This window comes from Kitasatospora sp. NBC_01266 (assembly GCF_036242395.1).
In the GTDB taxonomy this organism is placed as follows: domain Bacteria; phylum Actinomycetota; class Actinomycetes; order Streptomycetales; family Streptomycetaceae; genus Kitasatospora.
This window is the reverse complement of the sequence record NZ_CP108458.1, coordinates 4,758,598-4,775,585: the sequence shown is the minus strand read 5'-3', so window position 1 is coordinate 4,775,585 and position 16,988 is coordinate 4,758,598. Positions and strand designations below refer to the sequence as shown.

Annotated in this window: 16 protein-coding genes; 11 read left to right on the top strand and 5 right to left on the bottom strand. The window is 74.5% G+C overall.

Annotated features, from left to right (window positions below; genetic code table 11):
* Window positions 1-8 precede the first annotated feature (8 nt).
* The 3 genes from OG403_RS20950 to OG403_RS20940 are packed head-to-tail and all read left to right on the top strand — an operon-like array spanning window position 9 to window position 2,159.
* The gene (locus OG403_RS20950) at window positions 9-623 is read left to right on the top strand and encodes a hypothetical protein (protein WP_329566618.1); all 615 of its coding nucleotides are present in this window, start codon (window positions 9-11) and stop codon (window positions 621-623) included.
* Complete coding sequence (locus tag OG403_RS20945; protein ID WP_329566615.1) at window positions 620-1,318, top strand: futalosine hydrolase; 699 nt, start codon at window positions 620-622, stop codon at window positions 1,316-1,318. The genes OG403_RS20950 and OG403_RS20945 overlap by 4 nt, the downstream gene beginning before the upstream one ends.
* Window positions 1,311-2,159: a 1,4-dihydroxy-6-naphthoate synthase gene (locus tag OG403_RS20940; RefSeq protein WP_329566613.1), complete on the top strand. Its 849-nt coding sequence runs from the start codon at window positions 1,311-1,313 to the stop codon at window positions 2,157-2,159. Before OG403_RS20945 ends, OG403_RS20940 begins: the two co-directional genes overlap by 8 nt.
* 28 nt (window positions 2,160-2,187) lie before the next feature.
* Here OG403_RS20940 and OG403_RS20935 read toward each other — a convergent pair whose 3' ends face one another.
* Complete coding sequence (locus tag OG403_RS20935) at window positions 2,188-2,571, bottom strand: cold-shock protein (protein ID WP_329572404.1); 384 nt, start codon at window positions 2,569-2,571, stop codon at window positions 2,188-2,190.
* Window positions 2,572-3,085: 514 nt separating this feature from the next.
* Between OG403_RS20935 and OG403_RS20930 the strand changes: the two genes are divergently transcribed.
* From OG403_RS20930 to OG403_RS20920, 3 genes are all read left to right on the top strand, one after another.
* Window positions 3,086-3,322, top strand: coding sequence for a hypothetical protein (locus OG403_RS20930; protein ID WP_329566611.1), 237 nt, complete (start codon window positions 3,086-3,088; stop codon window positions 3,320-3,322).
* Between the two features lie 110 nt (window positions 3,323-3,432).
* Window positions 3,433-4,398, top strand: a complete 966-nt coding sequence (locus OG403_RS20925) for an iron-siderophore ABC transporter substrate-binding protein (RefSeq protein WP_329566609.1) — start codon at window positions 3,433-3,435, stop codon at window positions 4,396-4,398.
* Between the two features lie 73 nt (window positions 4,399-4,471).
* Window positions 4,472-5,356, top strand: a complete 885-nt coding sequence (locus tag OG403_RS20920; protein ID WP_329566607.1) for a class I SAM-dependent methyltransferase — start codon at window positions 4,472-4,474, stop codon at window positions 5,354-5,356.
* On the opposite strand, the gene OG403_RS20915 is transcribed toward OG403_RS20920, so the two are convergent.
* The gene (locus tag OG403_RS20915) at window positions 5,332-5,589 is read right to left on the bottom strand and encodes a hypothetical protein (protein ID WP_329566605.1); all 258 of its coding nucleotides are present in this window, start codon (window positions 5,587-5,589) and stop codon (window positions 5,332-5,334) included. The genes OG403_RS20920 and OG403_RS20915 overlap by 25 nt on opposite strands.
* Window positions 5,590-5,731: 142 nt before the next feature.
* On the opposite strand from OG403_RS20915, the gene OG403_RS20910 reads away from it, so the two are divergent.
* Window positions 5,732-6,316: a TetR family transcriptional regulator gene (locus OG403_RS20910; RefSeq protein ID WP_329566603.1), complete on the top strand. Its 585-nt coding sequence runs from the start codon at window positions 5,732-5,734 to the stop codon at window positions 6,314-6,316.
* Between the two features lie 55 nt (window positions 6,317-6,371).
* On the opposite strand, the gene OG403_RS20905 is transcribed toward OG403_RS20910, so the two are convergent.
* Window positions 6,372-7,307: a hypothetical protein gene (locus OG403_RS20905; RefSeq protein WP_329566601.1), complete on the bottom strand. Its 936-nt coding sequence runs from the start codon at window positions 7,305-7,307 to the stop codon at window positions 6,372-6,374.
* A 188-nt stretch (window positions 7,308-7,495) separates the two neighbouring features.
* On the opposite strand from OG403_RS20905, the gene OG403_RS20900 reads away from it, so the two are divergent.
* Together OG403_RS20900 and pgeF are read left to right on the top strand one after the other, a co-directional pair.
* On the top strand, window positions 7,496-10,012 hold the full coding sequence (locus OG403_RS20900) for a helicase C-terminal domain-containing protein (RefSeq protein ID WP_329566599.1): 2,517 nt from the start codon (window positions 7,496-7,498) through the stop codon (window positions 10,010-10,012).
* A 10-nt stretch (window positions 10,013-10,022) separates the two neighbouring features.
* The gene (pgeF, locus tag OG403_RS20895; protein WP_329566597.1) at window positions 10,023-10,742 is read left to right on the top strand and encodes a peptidoglycan editing factor PgeF; all 720 of its coding nucleotides are present in this window, start codon (window positions 10,023-10,025) and stop codon (window positions 10,740-10,742) included.
* Between the two features lie 7 nt (window positions 10,743-10,749).
* Here the strand turns inward: pgeF and argS are convergent, their stop codons facing one another.
* Window positions 10,750-12,459 (bottom strand): arginine--tRNA ligase, encoded by a 1,710-nt coding sequence (gene argS, locus OG403_RS20890; RefSeq protein WP_329566595.1) that lies wholly within the window; start codon window positions 12,457-12,459, stop codon window positions 10,750-10,752.
* Between the two features lie 169 nt (window positions 12,460-12,628).
* On the opposite strand from argS, the gene OG403_RS20885 reads away from it, so the two are divergent.
* Window positions 12,629-14,263, top strand: coding sequence for a DNA repair helicase XPB (locus OG403_RS20885; RefSeq protein ID WP_329566593.1), 1,635 nt, complete (start codon window positions 12,629-12,631; stop codon window positions 14,261-14,263).
* Between the two features lie 24 nt (window positions 14,264-14,287).
* On the opposite strand, the gene OG403_RS20880 is transcribed toward OG403_RS20885, so the two are convergent.
* Entirely contained in the window at window positions 14,288-14,521 is a 234-nt protein-coding gene (locus OG403_RS20880; RefSeq protein ID WP_329566591.1) for a hypothetical protein, read from the bottom strand.
* Between the two features lie 294 nt (window positions 14,522-14,815).
* Between OG403_RS20880 and OG403_RS20875 the strand changes: the two genes are divergently transcribed.
* Window positions 14,816-16,945 (top strand): HelD family protein, encoded by a 2,130-nt coding sequence (locus OG403_RS20875; protein WP_329566589.1) that lies wholly within the window; start codon window positions 14,816-14,818, stop codon window positions 16,943-16,945.
* Window positions 16,946-16,988: the final 43 nt, after the last annotated feature.

The window sequence follows — 16,988 nt, the reverse complement described above, 5'->3', positions numbered from 1 at the left end:
TTCGTCCCATGAGCCTCAGTTCCCGTGTCATCGCCGCCCTCGGCGCCGTGGTCGTGATCGGCGCCGGCACGATCGGCGGCTCCATCGCCTACGCGTCGGGCCAGCCCAAGCCGACGAAGACCATGGCGACCGTCACCATCGGCCGCTCCTCGCACGCGGTGGCCCCCACGCCGGCCTGCTTCAACGGCGGCAAGCCGCTGGACACCGCGGCGCGCCAGGCCTGCGCCCAGATCTCCAACCAGCCGGCCGGCAGCTTCCCCGTCAAGCTCTCGGTGAAGTCGAGCGACCAGCTCGGCGTCGGGATCGACCCGGACAGCGCGAAGAACGGCTGGCGGGCCTTCACCAACGGCGGCGGTGCCCAGGGCGGCGCCGTGGTGGCGAACTTCCAGAAGGACACCACCTTCTCCGGCGTGCAGTCGGCCGCCAACCTGCTCACCAGCAACCGCGACACCGCGCTGACCGTGATCGAGTTCGACCCGGCGACGGCCAACACCGCCAGCCCGGGCATCATCGCGGTCTGGTTCGTCGACCTGGTCAACTCGGCCGCGCCGGTGGCCTCGCCGCAGGACGCCACCCAGGGCCAGGACCCCTCGCAGGGTCAGGACCCCTCGCAGGGTCAGTGACCCAGCCCGACAGCGGCACCGAGCAGCCGATCCGCCCCCGGCCGGGAGCGGGTCGGCTGCTCGTCGTCGTCGCGGTGGCCGCGGAGGCCGAGGCCGTGCTGCGCGGCGCGCGGCACGGGAGAGTCACGGTGCTGACCGCCGGCGTCGGCCCGGCCGCCGCCGCGAGCGCCACCGCCATCGCGCTGGCCGCCGAGCGGCACCCGCTGGTGCTCTCGGCCGGGATCGCCGGCGGCTTCGCCCCGCACGCGCCGATCGGGGCGGTGGTCGCGGCCGACGCGATCGTCGCCGCCGATCTGGGCGCCCAGACCCCCGAGGGGTTCCGGGACGTCGCCGAGCTGGGCTTCGGCACCACCGTGCACACCCCGCCGCCCGGCGCCGTCGCGCTGCTGGCCGAGGCCACCTCGGCGGCGGTCGGCCCGGTGCTGACGGTCTCCACCGTCACCGGCAGCGCCGCCCGCGCGGCCGAGCTGACCGAGCGCCACCCGGGCGCGGTGGCCGAGGCGATGGAGGGCTTCGGGGTGGCCGAGGCGGCCGCCCGCTTCGGTGTGCCGGCCCTGGAGCTGCGCACCGTCTCCAACGCCGTGGGCCCGCGCGACCGGGCCGCCTGGCGGATCGGCGAGGCGCTGGCTGCACTGGAGCGCGCCTTCGCCCTGCTCCCCTACGACCGACTGATGGAGGAGGCCACCGGTGGCTGAACCGCTGCGGGTCGCGTACTCGCCCTGCCCGAACGACACCTTCGTCTTCCACGCCTGGGCGCACGGCCTGATCCCGGGCGCCGAGGCCCCCGAGGTCACCTTCGCCGACATCGACGTGACCAACGGCCAGGCCGAGCGCGGCGAGCTGGACCTGCTCAAGGTCAGCTACGCGGCGCTGCCCTGGCTGCTCGACCAGTACGCGCTGCTGCCCTGCGGCGGGGCGCTGGGCCGCGGCTGCGGGCCGCTGGTGCTCACCCTGCCGGGCGCCGGAGGCGACCTTAGCGGCAAGGTGGTGGCCGTGCCGAGCGAGCGCTCCACCGCCTACCTGCTGTTCCGGCTCTGGGCGGCCGAGGCGGTGCCCGGCGGCCTGGGCGAGGTCGTGGTGCTGCCGTTCCACGAGATCATGCCGGCGGTGCGGGACGGCCGGGTGGACGCCGGACTGGTGATCCACGAGGCGCGCTTCACCTACCAGGAGTACGGGCTGGCGAAGCTGGCCGACATGGGCGAGGCCTGGGAGGCGCGCACCGGCCTGCCGATCCCGCTGGGCGCGATCATCGCCAAGCGCTCGCTGGGCGCGGCCCGGCTGCGCGAACTGGCGGCGGCGATCCGCGGCTCGGTGGAGGCGGCCTGGGCCGATCCGGCGGCCTCCCGGGAGTACGTGCTGGCGCACGCCCAGGAGCTGGACCCGGCGGTGGCCGACCAGCACATCGGGCTGTACGTCAACGAGTTCACCGCGGAGCTGGGCGCCGAGGGCTACGCGGCGGTGCGCGCCCTGCTCGACCGGGCGGCCGAGCAGGGCCTGGTGCCGGCCGTGTCGCCGGACGCTCTGGCCTTCCCGTAACCGGGTCACGGGAAGGCCCGGCGGCGGATCAGGCGTCGAACTGGTCCGCCACCGCGCGCAGCGCCGCCGCCAGCTTCTGGCCGACCGGCTTGGCCGGGTAGCGGCCGTGCTGCAGGCCGGGCAGCGCGGTGTCCAGCATGGTGATCAGGTCCTGCACGATCGGCGCCATGTCATCGGCGCTGCGGCGCTGCGCGGCGGCCACCGAGGGCAGCGCCTCCAGCAGCGTGACACCCATCGCCTGGTCGCCGCGGTGCCCCGCGACCACCCCGAACTCCACCCGTTGCCCCGGCTTGAGCGTGCTCACCCCGTCGGGCAGCGCCTTGCTGTGGACGAAGACGTCCTCACCGCCGTCGCGCGACAGGAAGCCGAAACCCTTCGTCTCGTTGAACCATTTGACCTGGCCGGTGGGCATCTCGAATGTCCTCATCAGTGGGTGGGTCGGGTGCGGCGGCGCCCGGCGTCGTCGCCGGGGTGCCTGGTACGGGGGGTGGGGTGGTCCGGTCGCGCGGTGCGTCCGGCGTGGTCGTGATGGACGCCGATACGAGCGGGCCGGTGAAGGACGGTCCGTCAGCAGCAGGCTAACGACCGGTCAGGGGTTTCACTCGCACGCGTCCGGCGGTCGGAGCCCGGTTCTGGCGAGGAAGACCGGCCAGGGCACGGCGGTACGCCCGGACGATGGCACCCGGTCGGTCGTCATGGCTCGCACCCCCTGGCAGGAAGCGGGGTCGGCGACCCCGTGCGAGACCTGCATACCCGCCCCGCCGGGAGGTCGAAACTCCCTGTCCCCGGCGAACCGCAGGCAGTGACCGAACCGGAATCCGCGCAGGTGGCGGGGGTCGGCCCGGCCCCGGACGGGGAGCCGGCGGACTCTGCGAGACTGGGGCGGTCGATTCGAAGCGTGACGGGTGCGGGTGAAGGAGGCTGCGATGGGCGGCAAGGAGTCGGGCGAGGGCCTGGTGCGGCTGGGCGGGGTGGTGTTCGTGGTGGGCGCGCTGGCCACCATCGCGACCTTCGTGCCGCTCTTCTTCCACCTCACCCCGCTGCCCACCCCCGCCTACTTCGCGAGCATGCTGATGCCGCTGGGCTTCCTGCTCGCGCTGCTCGGCATGTTCCGCTCGGCCCGCGCCCAGCGCCGCCGGGCGAACGCCCAGGGCCCGGCCTAGGAGCTGCCCGGGCCTGGGCCTGCCCGGCCCTGGTGAGCAGGCCGCGCATACCGGTCTTTCCGGGACTCATCGGACATCATGATCTCTGACCAGCCGTCAGAGGAGCTCCGATGCACCGTCCTCCGTCGCGGCGCGCCGTGCTGGGCGCGGCCCTGACCGCCGCCCTCGGCGCCTGCGACCCGACTCCGGGCATCCAGGGCCCGCAGGCGGCGGGCGGCGCGAGCCCGGCCGCCCAAGCCGTCGTCACGGCGGCGACCGGGACGGTGGTGGTGCCCGACCAGCCGTTGCGGGTGGTGGTGCTCGACACCCCCGAGCTGGACTCGGCGATGACCCTGGGGATCACCCCGGTCGGCGCCTCCCGGGCCGCCGCCGAGCGGGGCCTGCCGAGCTACTGGCCGGCCTCCCGGCTCGCCGAGGTGGCCGGCACCGGCACCATCGGCGCACCGGACCTGGCGGCGATCCGCGCGCTGCGCCCCGAGCTGATCCTGAGCAACCTGGACCGCGACGGTGCCCGCTACGACGCGCTGTCCCGGATCGCGCCCACCGTGCTCAGCCGCGGCACCGGCTACACCTGGAAGGAGAACCTCCAGCTGCACGCCCGGGCGCTGGGCCGGCAGGCCGCCGCCGAGGCGGTCGTCACCGCCTACCGCGCCCAGCTCGCCCAGACCTCGCACGCGCTCGGCGGCCCCGGCAGCACGGCCGGTCGCCGGATCAGCGTGGTGCGGTTCGTCCAGGGCGGGCGGATCCGGCTGTACGGCCGGCAGAACTTCCTCGGCACGATCCTCGCCGACCTGCAGCTCGGGCGGCCCGAGGCGCAGAACGTCGACCGGTTCGACGTCGAGGTCACCCCCGACCAACTGGCCGGCGCCGACGGCGACGTGCTGCTCTACGCGACCTACGGCGACCCGGACGCGGCGGGCACCACCGCGGTGCTGGCGAGCCCGGCCTGGCAGGCGCTCAACGCGGTCCGGGCGAGCCACGCCTACCAGGTGGACGACCAGCTCTGGTTCCAGGGCATCGGCTGCACCGGAGCCAACCTGGTCCTCTCCCAACTCCAGTGCCTGCTCAGCGGTTGAGCACCCACCCGTGCTCTCGTCCGCCCCGCCCGACCCCTTGTGACGCGCGCCACAGCGGTACCACCATGACGGTATGACGAACACTCAGCTCCGAGGTGAGTCACCCGCCGCCCAGGGCGAGGCGGCCCGCCGCCGCAAGGCCGCCCTGGCCGACGCCTTCACGCTCGCGGCCGACGAGTACGACGAGGCCAACGGCGGCTTCTTCAATCCGATCGGCGCCCGGCTGGCCCGGCTGGCCGGGCTGCGGCCCGGCGACCGGGTGCTGGACGTGGGGTGCGGCCGGGGCGCGGTGCTCTTCGCGGCGCTCGCCGAGGTCGGGCCGGAGGGCTACGTGGTCGGCATCGACCTGGCCCCCGGGATGGTCCGGGCGACGGCCGCGCAGGCGGCGGGGCACGGGCTGCGCAACGTCACCGTCCGGGTGGACGACGCCGAGGCGCTCGGCTTCCCGGACCACTCCTTCGAGGCCGCGCTCTCCTCCTTCGCGGTGATCTTCACCCCGGACCCGGCCGCCGCGCTGGCCTCGGTGCGCCGGGTGCTGGTGCCCGGCGGACGGTTCGGCTTCACCGCGTTCGGCGCGGACGAACCGGGCTGGGAGCGCCCCGGGGCGGCGCTCAACGCCTTCCTGCCCGCGCCGGCGGCCCGGCTGCGGCAGAGCAGGGCGGCCAGGTTCAACCCGCTGGGCCGCAGCCCCGAGGAGGCCGCCGAGCTGCTGCACCGGTCCGGCTTCACCGACATCCGCACGGTCGAGCACTACGCGGCCACCCACTACCCGGACGCCGAGGCCTGGTGGCACTCGCAGCAGGCCGGTGGGTGGCGCGGCGTGCTGGAGGCGATCCCCGCCGAGCACCTGGACGAGGCGCGCGCGGCCGCCCTGGCCGCACTCGCCCCGCTGGCCGCCGCGGACGGCACCCTGGTGCGGCGGACCGCGATCCGCTACACGACGGCGCTGCGGGAGTAGCCCTCGGCCGCGGGCTCGGTGCGGCGCCGGCGCGTCGCGGCGTGGCCCTTGAGCAGCAGCGGCATCAGCCCGTACACCACCACCGGCACCACCAGCGCGGTCAGGATCAGGGTGCGCAGGTAGACCGGCAGGTGGGCGGTGTACGGGCTGGTCAGTATCGAGGCCAGGGTGATCGTCGGATAGACGGCGAGCCAGGTGATCACGGCGCGGTGGTGCACGGTTGGAGCGGACATGGCGGAACCCCCAGGGGACGTCGTGGTCGGCACTGCGGCGCCGGTCGGCGAAAACTCCAACCAACTAGTTGGTTGGAGTTTCTCACGAACCCCCCAGTACTGTCCAACTGTTCGGTTGGCAATCTCGCGTAGGCTTGGCGCCATGGCATGGGACACCCAGAGAACCAAGCAGCTGCTGCTGGACGCGGCCGTCCAGGAGTTCGCCGAGTACGGCCCCGAAGGGGCGCGGGTGGACCGGATCGCCAAACTGGCCGGCGTCAACAAGGAGCGGATCTACCAGTACTTCGGCAACAAGGAGCAGCTCTTCGGGCACGTCATCGACCAGGAGCTGGCCAAGGTGATGGCCGCCGCCTCACCGCTGCCCGAACACTGCGCGGACCTGGGCGAGTTCGCCGGGCTGCTCTTCGACTGGCACCTGGCCAACCCCACCTTCCTGCGACTGCTGCGCTGGGAGGGCCTGCTGGTCGAGCCGCAGCCCACGAGCCGGGACGCCGAGCGGGCCGTCTACTACGAGCAGCGGATCGCCGCCGTCGCGCAGGCCCAGCGGGCCGGCACGATCACCACCGAGCTGCCGGCCCAGCACCTGCTGTACGCGGTCTTCGCGCTCTCCGCCTGGTGGTTCACCGCACCGAAGGTCATCGCCATGGTGATGACCGGACTGGCGGACGACAGCCCGGCGAGCCGGCGGGCGGGGCTGGTGGCGATGGCCCGCAAGCTCGGGTCGTAGCGCCTGCCGCGGTCAGCGCGCGCCGGGTCGCGGGCCGGTCGACGCGCGCCGGCGGTCAGCCCAGTTTCGGACCGCGCCGCTTCATGGCCACCGCCAGCAGGAAGAGCGCCGACAGCACCCCCGCCAGCCGCAGCACGCCCGGCGCGGCCTCGAAGGCGGCGTGCGTCATCGGGGCGCCCTTGGCCAGCGCGTCGCCCCAGCGGCCCTCGGAGCGGCCCCAGAACCAGAGGGTCGAGGCGCTCATGGCGATCATCGGAATGCCGAAGACCACGAACTTCTTGGTCAGGTCGCCGAGCCTGGCGGACAGGTAGGCCAGCCCCCAGCCGGCCAGCAGCACCAGCACCACCCCGGTGACCGCCCCGCCGATCAGCACCGCCGCCGCCAGCAGCAGCAGCGGCGAGGGGCGGCGCCCGGCCAGCAACGAGCCCTTCGGCAGTACCAGTTGGCCCGGCAGCTGACCGGTGGCCGGATCCGGCTCGGCGTCGGCCGGCTGCGCCCCGGCCTCGCCGCGCTGCTCGGGGAGGCGGCGCGGCTCGGCGGGCTCGGTGTCGTCCGGCGGGAACTCGATCACCACCGAGTCCCAGCCGGGGAAGTCCGCGGTGGTCGGCGGCCGCAGCGAACCGGGCGCGGCGGGCGCGATCAGCCAGGCGGCGGGCGTGCCGCTCTCCTCCGCCTCGGCAGGCTGCTCCGGCTCGGCCTCGGTGGACCTGCGGAAGAACGAACGCGACGCGCGCGGCACCGGGACCTCCGGGCCGGCCGGCGCCGGGGCGCCGCGCGCGGGGCGACGGGCGGCCGGGGGCTCGGTCGGCGGCGGCGGCACCGGCGGTCCGGCCGGCGGCGCGGCCAGGTACACGCCGTCCCCGTCCTCCGCGCTCCCCGGCTCCGGTGTGCCCATCACCCGCCAGGGTCCGTCCACCCGCCACCACTCGCCGCCCGACAGGCCGCCCTTCATCGCCTCGCCGGCCCGCTCGTCCGCCTGCTCGCCCGCCATCGCCCGCCACCCTGTTCCGTGCTCCAGGCCCCGCCGTCCGCTGACGCTACCCACTGGCGTCCAGCCGCGCGAGAGCTACCCGCCCTATGCCCCGCCCGTCCTTACGTCACCCCCGCCCACCTGCGGTGCTCCGCCCGCCCCGGGGCAGCGCGCACCGCGCTTCATCCAGCCCGACTACGCTGGGTCGGATGACCACCGAGCCGAACGGAGCGTCCAGCAGGGCCCGCACCCTCGCCGACGAGCTCCGCGCCAGCAGCGACCAGGCACTCGCCACCCTGCTGCGCCTGCGCCCCGATCTGCTCAACCCCGTGCCCACCGACATCACGCAGCTGACCGCGCGGCTCTCCAGCCGGGCCTCCGCGCTGCGCGCGTTGGAGCGGCTGGACCGGTTCACGCTGCAGACCGCCGAGGCACTGGCGGCGCTGCCCGACGGCAGTGCGGGCACCGCGCTGCGCGATCTGCTGGCCGGTCCCGCGCGGGTCAAGGCGCACCCCGGCGCCGAGCCGGTGGAGCGGGCCGCCGTGATCGCCGCGCTGCCCCGGGCGCTGGCCGCGCTGCGCGAGCGCGCGCTGCTCTGGGGGCCGGACAGCGCGCCGCACCTGGTGATCGCGGTGCGCGAGGCGCTGGCCCCGAGCGCCACCGCGCCCGGCGGCACCGGGCTGGGGCCCACGCTCGCCGAGGCCACCCTGGGGATGTCCCCGGCCCGCATCCAGCAGTTGCTGACCGGCGCCGGGCTGCCCGGAACGCCCGACCCGGTGACGGCGGTGGCCGCGCTGACCGCCCTGCTGGCCGATCGCAAGCGGTGCGCCGCGCTGCTCGCCGAGGCGCCCGAGGCGGCGCTCGGGGTGCTGGACCGGCTGGTCTGGGGCCCGCCCACCGGCACCGTGCCGGACGCCGCCCGCCCGGTCACCGCCGAGCAGGCGCGCGGCCCGCTGGAGTGGCTGCTGGCCCGGGGCCTGCTGCTGCCGTCGGGTCCCGGCAGTGTGGTGCTCCCCCGCGAGCTGGCGCTGCACCTGCGCGGCGGGCGCAGCCACCGGATCGTCGAGCCCGCGCCACCCGCGCTGGCGCCGGGCCTCGAGCGCGATCCACAGGCTGTGGACAACGCGGCGGCCGGCCAGGCCTACACCGCCGTGCGAACCATCGAGGAGCTGCTCGACCTCTGGGGCCTGCAACCGCCGGCCACGCTGCGGGCCGGCGGCCTCGGGGTGCGCGACCTCAAGCGGACCGCGCTGGCGCTGGAGACGGACGAGGCGCAGGCCGCGTTCTGGCTGGAACTCGCCTACGGCGCGGGGCTGCTGGCGCCGGACGGGGAGAGCGGCGAGTTGGCCGGGCGGACCGGCGAGGTCTGGGCGCCGACCCCCGCGTACGACCTGTGGCTGCAGCAGCCGGTGGCCGAGCGGTGGACCGTGCTGGCCCGTGGCTGGCTGGCCGCCACCCGGGTCGCCGGGCTGGTCGGCAGCCCCGACGGCAAGGGCAAGCCGCGCGCCGCGCTCGGCCCCGAGCTGGACCGGGTGCTGGCCCCCGGCACCCGGCGGGCCGTGCTCAGCCTGCTCGCCACGCTGCCGCCCGGCGCGGTGGCCGGCGCGGACGCGCTGCTGCCCGTCCAGCGCTGGTACCGCCCGCTGCGCGGCGGCGCCACCGGTCCCGACGGCCGTGACCTGCGCGACCAGCTGACCGGGTGGAGCCTGGCCGAGACCGAGCTGCTCGGCATCACCGGACGCGGCGCGCTCGGCTCCGCCGCCCGCGCGCTGCTGGCCGGTCAGGACCCGGCGCCGGTGCTGGCGCCGCTGCTGCCGCAGCCGCTGGACCACGTGATCCTGCAGCCCGACCTGACCGCGATCGCACCGGGACCGCTGCTCACCCCGCTCGCCCAGGCACTGGCGCTCTGCGCGGAGATCGAGTCCAAGGGCGGCGCCACCGTCTACCGGTTCACCCCCGAGTCGGTGCGCCGCGCCCTGGACGCCGGGCGCACCGCCGCCGACCTGCACTCCTTCCTGGAGCAGCACTCGCGCACCGCCGTACCGCAGCCGCTCAGCTACCTGATCGACGATGTCGCCCGGCGGCACGGCGTGCTGCGGGTCGGCGCCGCCTCGGCCTACCTGCGCTGCGACGACCCGGCGCTGCTCGCCGAGGTGCTCGCCGACCGGCGGGCGCTGGAACTGCGGCTGCGGCTGCTCGCACCGACGGTGCTGGCCGCACAGGCCGGGCCCGAGACGGTGCTGGGCGTGCTGCGCGCGATGGGCTACGCACCGGCCGCCGAGTCGGCCGAGGGCGATCTGGTGATCACCCGCCCCGACAGCCACCGCACCCCGCCGCGCACCGCGCCCGCCCCGGTCGCGGACGGCCCGGCCACCCCGGACGACGTGCTGCTCGGCGCGGCCGTCAAGGCGATCCGGGCGGGCGACCGGGCGGCCACCGCGAACCGCCGGGAGACCGTCGCCGGCCCCGCCGCCACGCCCGCCGACACCCGGCACCTGCCGCGCACCGCGGCGGCGGACACGCTGGCCGCGCTGCAGACGGCGGTGCTGCTCGGCGAGCGGATGTGGATCGGCTACATCAACGCCGAGGGGCTGGCCTCGCAGCGGGTGATCGACCCGGTGAAGGTGGAGGGCGGCTACGTCACCGCCTTCGACCACCACGCCGAGAAGCTCAACACCTTCGCGCTGCACCGGATCACCGGCGTGGCCGAGCTGGACGAGGACTAGGGTCACCCTCATGGAGGAACTGACGACCGGGGTCCGCTATGCCGTCACCGACCGCCACGGCGGGGTGAGCGCGGCGCCGTTCAACTCGCGCAACCTGGGCGGCGCCACCGCCGACGACTACCAGGACGTGCTGCGCAACCGCGAACTGACGGCTCGTCAGTTCGGCCTGGCGGCGGACCGGGTGGTCTGGATGCGCCAGGTGCACAGCGCCACGGTGGCCCGGGTTTCGGCGCCCTGGGGCGCCGACGCACCGGAGTTGGACGCCGTCTGGACCACCGAGCCGGGCCTGGCGCTGGCCGCGCTGGGCGCCGACTGCGCGCCGGTGCTGCTGGCCGACCCGGTGGCCGGGATGGTCGGCGCGGCCCACTCCGGGCGGGTCGGCACCCTGACCGGCGTGGTGCCGAACCTGGTCGCCGCGATGGCCGAGGCCGGGGCCGAGCCGGCGCGGATGACCGCCCTGGTCGGCCCGATGGCCTGCGGGCGCTGCTACGAGGTGCCGGCGGCGATGCGCGAGGAGTCCGCCGCCGTGCTGCCCGAGGTGCGGGCCACCACCCGGCAGGGCACCCCCGCGCTCGACCTGCGGGCCGGGATCAGCGCGCAGCTGGCCCGCGCGGGCGTCGGCTCGGTGCGCCAGGACGCCCGCTGCACGATCGAGGACCCGGACCTCTTCTCGCACCGGCGCGACCAGCCGACCGGGCGGTTCGCGGCGTACGTCTGGCTGGCGCACTGATCCCGGGTCACATCCGCTCCGGCGCCGCGATCCCCAGCAGTCCCAGGCCCTGCGCCAGCGTCTCGGCGGTCAGCCGGCAGAGCGCCAGCCGGTTGGCCCGCACCGCCGGCGACGGCGCCTTGAGCACCGGGCAGGCGCCGTAGAAGTCGGTGAGCGCCTTCGCCACCCCGTAGAGGTAGCCGCAGAGCCGGTGCGGCTCCAGCGTCTGGGCGACCTCCCGCAGCACCGCGTCGAAGGCGTCCAGCCGCAGGATCAGCGCCCGCTCGGCGGGGTGCGGCGGGATCGCGGGATCGAGGTCGCCCTGGTCGGCGCCCGCCTTGGCCAGCAGGGTCCGCAGCCGGGCGTGCGCGTACTGCAGGTAGACCGCGGTGTCGCCGCTCAGCGAGACCATCCGGTCCAGGTCGAAGACGTAGTTCTTGGTCCGCGCGTTGGACAGGTCCGCGTACTTCACCGCGCCGACCGCCGCCGCCCGCACCACCTCGGCCAACTGCTCCTCGTCCAGCTCGTGCGGCTTGTCGGCGAGCACCGCCCGCACCCCGTCCTCGGCCGCGTCGAGCAGGTCGGCGAGCCGGACCGTGTCACCCGACCGGGTCTTGAACGGCGTACCGCCCGGACCGAGCACCATGCCGAACGGCACGTGCGCGGCGGCCCGCGGGTCCGTCAGCCAGCCGATCCGGTGCGCGGCGTCGAAGACCAGCTTGAAGTGCAGCGCCTGCCGGGCGTCGACCACGTAGAGGATCCGGTCGGCCTTGAGGGTGTGCAGCCGGTGCCGGATGGTGGCCAGGTCGGTGGCGGGATACCCGTAACCGCCGTTCTGCTTCCGGATGATGAGCGGCGCGGCCACCCCGTCCGCGAAGACGCAGAGCGCGCCCTCGCTCTGCACCGTGAGGCCGGCGGCGACGAACTCGGCCACCACCTCGTCCAGTTGGTCGTTGAACGCCGACTCGGCGTCCGCGTCCGCCTCGGTGAGCAGCACCCCGAGCCGGTCGTAGATCCACTGGAACGCCTGCTCGGAGAGGGCGACCAGCTCCCGCCACACCGCCAGCGTCCCCTCGTCCCCGGCCTGCAGCGCCACCACCCGCTGCCGGGCCCGCTCGGCGAAGGCCGGATCGGCGTCGAAGGCCTGCCGCGCGGTCCGGTAGAGCGCGTCGACCAGCGCGACGTCCCGCCACTGCTCGTCCGGGTGCTCGTCCAGGTACTGGATCAGCATCCCGAACTGGGTGCCCCAGTCGCCCAGGTGGTTCTGCCGCACCACGTCCGCCCCGAGGTGCCCGAGAGTCCGGGCCAGTGCGTCCCCGATCACCGTCGACCGCAGGTGGCCGACGTGCAGCTCCTTGGCGATGTTCGGCCCGGAGTAGTCCACCACGACCCGCTGCCCCGCCAGCGGCTCCCCCACCCCGAGCCGGTCCGCCGCCAACCGGGCCGCGACCTGCCGCCAGAGCCACTCGTCGCCCACGGTCACATTGACGAACCCGGGCCCGGAAACCGTCGCCGCCAGTCCCCCTCGGATCGCCCCCGCCAGCCGCTCCGCCAACTCCCGCGGCGCCACCCCGGCCGCCTTACCCAGCGCCAGCGCGGCCCCCGACTGGAAGTCCGCCTGCTCCGAGGGCCGCACCAGCGGATCCCGGCCGGTCTGCTCCGGTGGCAGCACGCGGGCCATGGCGGCCGACAGCTCGTCTTCCACCAGGCTCGTCGCAGCTACTACCACTGTGGACATCGCAGACCCCTGTCACCAGCTCGAATGTTCCGAGCATGCTAGGGAAACGACTGCCCCCGGAGCACCAGGTTTTCCGCGCGCCCCCGCCTTCCGCCGCTCCCCCGCCGAACGCTCCGCCGATGCGCGACACTGGAGGGTCTGCGCCCGACCTGATGGAGGACTCCGCAACGTGAACAACGGGCCACTGATCGTCCAGAGCGACAAAACTCTCCTGCTGGAGATCGACCACCCCCAGGCCGCCGACTGCCGGCGCGCGATCGCGCCGTTCGCCGAGCTGGAGCGGGCGCCCGAGCATGTGCACACCTACCGGGTGACGCCGCTGGGGCTGTGGAACGCGCGGGCCGCCGGGCATGACGCCGAGCAGGTGGTGGACGCGCTGGTGACGTACTCGCGCTACCCGGTGCCGCACGCGCTGCTGGTGGACGTGGCCGACACCATGGCCCGGTACGGGCGGCTGCAGCTCAGCAAGCACCCGGTGCACGGGCTGGTGCTGTCCACCACGGACCGGCCGGTGCTGGAAGAGGTGCTGAAGTCCAAGAAGGTCGCGCCGCTGGTCGGGGCCCGGGTCGAGCCGGACATGGTGGTGGTGCACCCGTCCGAGCGCGGGCAGATCAAGCAGGTGCTGCTCAAGCTCGGCTGGCCGGCCGAGGACCACGCCGGGTACGTGGACGGCGAGGCGCACCCGATCGACCTGGAGCAGGACGGCTGGCAGCTGCGGCCGTACCAGCAGCAGGCGGTGGAGGGCTTCTGGCACGGCGGCAGCGGTGTGGTGGTGCTGCCCTGCGGCGCGGGCAAGACGCTGGTCGGCGCGGCGGCGATGGCCGAGGCCAAGTCGACCACGCTGATCCTGGTCACCAACACCGTCTCGGCCCGCCAGTGGAAGCACGAGCTGGTCAAGCGCACCTCACTCACCGAGGACGAGATCGGCGAGTACAGCGGGACGAAGAAGGAGATCCGCCCGGTCACCATCGCCACCTACCAGGTGATGACGACCAAGCGGAAGGGCAGCTACGCCCACCTGGAGCTGTTCGACGCCCGCAACTGGGGCCTGGTGGTCTACGACGAGGTGCACCTGCTGCCCGCGCCGGTCTTCAAGTTCACCGCCGACCTCCAGGCCAGGCGCCGGCTGGGGCTGACCGCGACCCTGGTGCGCGAGGACGGCCGCGAGGGCGACGTGTTCAGCCTGATCGGCCCCAAGCGCTTCGACGCCCCGTGGAAGGAGATCGAGGCGCAGGGCTACATCGCGCCGGCCGACTGCTGCGAGGTCCGGGTCACGCTGACCGACTCCGAGCGGCTCGCCTACGCGACCGCCGAGCCGGAGGAGCGCTACCGGTTCTGCTCCACCACCGCGACCAAGCGCCGGGTGGTGGAAGCCCTGGTCAAGAAGCACGAGAAGGACCAGACGCTGATCATCGGCCAGTACATCGACCAGCTGGACGAGCTGGGCGAGGTACTGAACGCCCCGGTGATCAAGGGCGAGACCAGCAACGCCCAGCGCGAGAAGCTCTTCGAGGCGTTCCGGACCAAGGAGATCAGCGTGCTGGTGGTCTCCAAGGTGGCGAACTTCTCGATCGACCTGCCCGAGGCCACGGTGGCGATCCAGGTCTCCGGGACGTTCGGCTCACGTCAGGAGGAGGCCCAGCGGCTGGGCCGGGTGCTGCGCCCGAAGGCGGACGGCCACTCGGCCCACTTCTACTCGGTGGTGGCCCGCGACACGGTGGACCAGGACTTCGCCGCGCACCGCCAGCGGTTCCTGGCGGAGCAGGGGTACGCCTACCGGATCATCGACGCGGACGACGTGTAACGACGACGTGTAGTCACACAGCTGCTACAGCTTGACGCCGACGCCGTCGCGCCCGAGGAGGACCACGCGCGCGGCGGTGTCGAGCACGATGCCGACGTTGCGCAGGGCCTGGGCCAGCGGCTTTCGGCGGCGCGGGACGCCGGTCACGACGGAGGCCGCGGTGGCGCCGACCGCAAGGATGGACAGGGACTCGGTGGTGGTGCGCGCCCGGGGGGTCTTGGCCGCAGCCGGGGGCGCCGGCAGATGCACGGTGCTCATGTGTTCCACGGTAGTTTTCCGGCGCCGCCGGCACATCAGTCCAAAGGCCGTATCTGACAGGACCTGGGTCGTCCTGCGGTCGTATACACCCCTGAGACGCTTATCCGGCGAATATCCGTTGGCGTACGGGCCAACGACGGGTCTAAGCTGTCCGGTCTGCCCCCTCCCGAACCGTGCTGCCGGTCCTGGCCGCGCCGGGAGGCCCTGACCGCTCGGCAACCGGTCAGGCCGCTTCCACCGTGAGCTACGACGAGACCGCCGCGACCCATCAGAACGCGGCCGGGAAGGTTCGCTGTGCACTCCCCCGCCACCACCGACGCCGCCACCACCGACGACGCCACCGATCCGCTGCAGCGCGAGCGCGCCCACCTCTCCTCCTCCCGCGCCGCCCTGCGCGCGATGCGCGAGGACGCCCAGGCGCTGGACATCTCCGACGTCACCGGCAGCTGGGTCACCGCCCAGGTGCTGCACAACCAGATCGAGCGGCGGATCGCCGCGCTGGCCGACCTCGCACACACCCCGCTCTTCTTCGGGCGGCTGGACTTCCAGCACGCGATCTCGACCGAGGAGTCCGCGGGCGCAGAAAGAGGTGCCGCGCGAAGCGCGCCGAGCGAGGGTGATGGTGGGCGACGGGTGGGAGAGCGGTTCTACATCGGGCGCCGCCACGTGCACGACGCCGAGGGCGACCCGATGGTGCTGGACTGGCGCGCGCCGGTCTCCCAGTCGTTCTACCGGGCCAGCCGCAAGGACCCGATGGACATCGAGAAGCGGCGGCGGTTCGGCTACACCGGCGGCGAGTTGACCGCCTACGAGGACGAGAACCTGAGCGACCCGGCGGAGCAGGACACCGCCTCCGCGCTGCTCGCCGCCGAGATCGAGAAGCCCCGCGTCGGCCCGATGCGCGACATCGTGGCCACCATCCAGCCCGAGCAGGACGAGATCGTCCGCGCCGACGTGACCGGCACCGTCTGCGTGCAGGGCGCCCCCGGCACCGGGAAGACGGCGGTGGGCCTGCACCGGGTGGCCTACCTGCTCTACGCGCACCGCGACCGGCTCGCCAAGTCCGGCACCCTGGTGATCGGGCCGAACAGCTCCTTCCTCTCCTACATCGAGCAGGTGCTGCCCGCGCTGGGCGAGCTGGACGTGGCGCAGGCCACCGTGCAGCAGCTGGTCGGGCACGTCGAGGTGCGCGGCACCGACTCCGCCGAGGCGGCCAGGATCAAGGGCGACGCGCGGCTGGCCCAGGTGCTGCGCCGCGCGGTGCGCGCGGGCATCACGCTGCCCGCCGAGCCCTGCATGGTGGTCCGCGGCTCCCGCCGCTGGCGCGTGCAGGTCCACGAACTGGTCGAGATCATCGAGGAGTTGGCGAGCCGGGAGATCCGCTACGGGGCCGCCATGGAGGCGCTGCCGCAGCGGGTCGCGCACGCCGTGCTGCTGAAGATGGAGCAGGGCGGCGAGGCTCCCGACGACCGGGTGCAGGACGCGGTGGCCCGCTCCCGCGAGGTCAAGGCGCTGACCAAGGCCTGCTGGCCGCCGGTGGACCCGGCCAAGCTGGTGCACCGGCTGCTCACCGACGCCGAGTTCCTGGCGAGTTGCGCGGACGGCATCCTGGACGCGGACGAGCAGGCGGCGATCCGGTGGCCCAAGCCGGGGCGCTCGCTGAAGACCGCGCCGTGGACCGCCGCCGACGCCGTACTGGTGGACGAGGCGACCGACCTGGTGCAGCGCACGCCCTCGCTCGGCCATGTGGTGCTGGACGAGGCGCAGGACCTCTCGCCGATGCAGTACCGCGCGGTGGGCCGGCGCTGCAGCACCGGTTCGGCCACCGTGCTGGGCGACCTGGCGCAGGGCACCACGCCGTGGGCGACCGGCAGTTGGCCCGAGGCGCTGAGCCACCTGGGCAAGCCGGGTGCACACGTGGAGGAGCTGACCGTCGGCTTCCGGGTGCCCGAGGAGGTGATCAGCTACGCCTCGCGGCTGCTGCCCGCGATCGCGCCCGGGCTGACCCCCGCCAGCTCGATCCGCGACACCGTCGGCGCGCTGAGCATCCGCCGGGCCGAGCCGGACGGCCAGGTCGAGGCGGTACTGGCGGCCTGCCGCGAGGCACTGGCGCACGAGGGGTCGACCGGCCTGATCGCCGCCGACGCCCGGCTGCCGCTCTTCGAGCAGGCGCTGGCCGAGGCCGGCCTGAGCTACCTGACGCCCGGCACCGAGACCACCGCCGAGGCCCGGCTCACCCTGGTGCCGGCCTCGCTGGCCAAGGGTCTGGAGTACGACTACGTGGTGCTGGACGAGCCCGCCGCCGTGGTGGCCGGCGAGCCGGACCAGCGCACCGGCCTGCGCCGGCTGTACGTGGCGCTGACCCGTGCGGTCTCCGGCCTGACGGTGCTGCACGCCGAGCCGCTGCCGGCCGAGTTGGGCTGACCCACCGGGGGCGGTCGGCGCGCACCGGCCGCCCCTGGGCCGT

What these genes read in the sequence shown, in the direction of transcription:
- OG403_RS20900 (WP_329566599.1), top strand. Translation starts at nt 7,496, where the DNA reads ATGACCACCGAGCCGAACGGAGCGTCCAGCAGGGCCCGCACCCTCGCC.
- OG403_RS20910 (WP_329566603.1), top strand. Translation starts at nt 5,732, where the DNA reads ATGGCATGGGACACCCAGAGAACCAAGCAGCTGCTGCTGGACGCGGCC.
- OG403_RS20935 (WP_329572404.1), bottom strand. Translation starts at nt 2,571, where the DNA reads ATGCCCACCGGCCAGGTCAAATGGTTCAACGAGACGAAGGGTTTCGGC.
- OG403_RS20915 (WP_329566605.1), bottom strand. Translation starts at nt 5,589, where the DNA reads ATGTCCGCTCCAACCGTGCACCACCGCGCCGTGATCACCTGGCTCGCC.
- OG403_RS20880 (WP_329566591.1), bottom strand. Translation starts at nt 14,521, where the DNA reads ATGAGCACCGTGCATCTGCCGGCGCCCCCGGCTGCGGCCAAGACCCCC.
- OG403_RS20920 (WP_329566607.1), top strand. Translation starts at nt 4,472, where the DNA reads ATGACGAACACTCAGCTCCGAGGTGAGTCACCCGCCGCCCAGGGCGAG.
- OG403_RS20950 (WP_329566618.1), top strand. Translation starts at nt 9, where the DNA reads ATGAGCCTCAGTTCCCGTGTCATCGCCGCCCTCGGCGCCGTGGTCGTG.
- OG403_RS20930 (WP_329566611.1), top strand. Translation starts at nt 3,086, where the DNA reads ATGGGCGGCAAGGAGTCGGGCGAGGGCCTGGTGCGGCTGGGCGGGGTG.
- OG403_RS20905 (WP_329566601.1), bottom strand. Translation starts at nt 7,307, where the DNA reads ATGGCGGGCGAGCAGGCGGACGAGCGGGCCGGCGAGGCGATGAAGGGC.
- pgeF (WP_329566597.1), top strand. Translation starts at nt 10,023, where the DNA reads ATGGAGGAACTGACGACCGGGGTCCGCTATGCCGTCACCGACCGCCAC.
- argS (WP_329566595.1), bottom strand. Translation starts at nt 12,459, where the DNA reads ATGTCCACAGTGGTAGTAGCTGCGACGAGCCTGGTGGAAGACGAGCTG.
- OG403_RS20925 (WP_329566609.1), top strand. Translation starts at nt 3,433, where the DNA reads ATGCACCGTCCTCCGTCGCGGCGCGCCGTGCTGGGCGCGGCCCTGACC.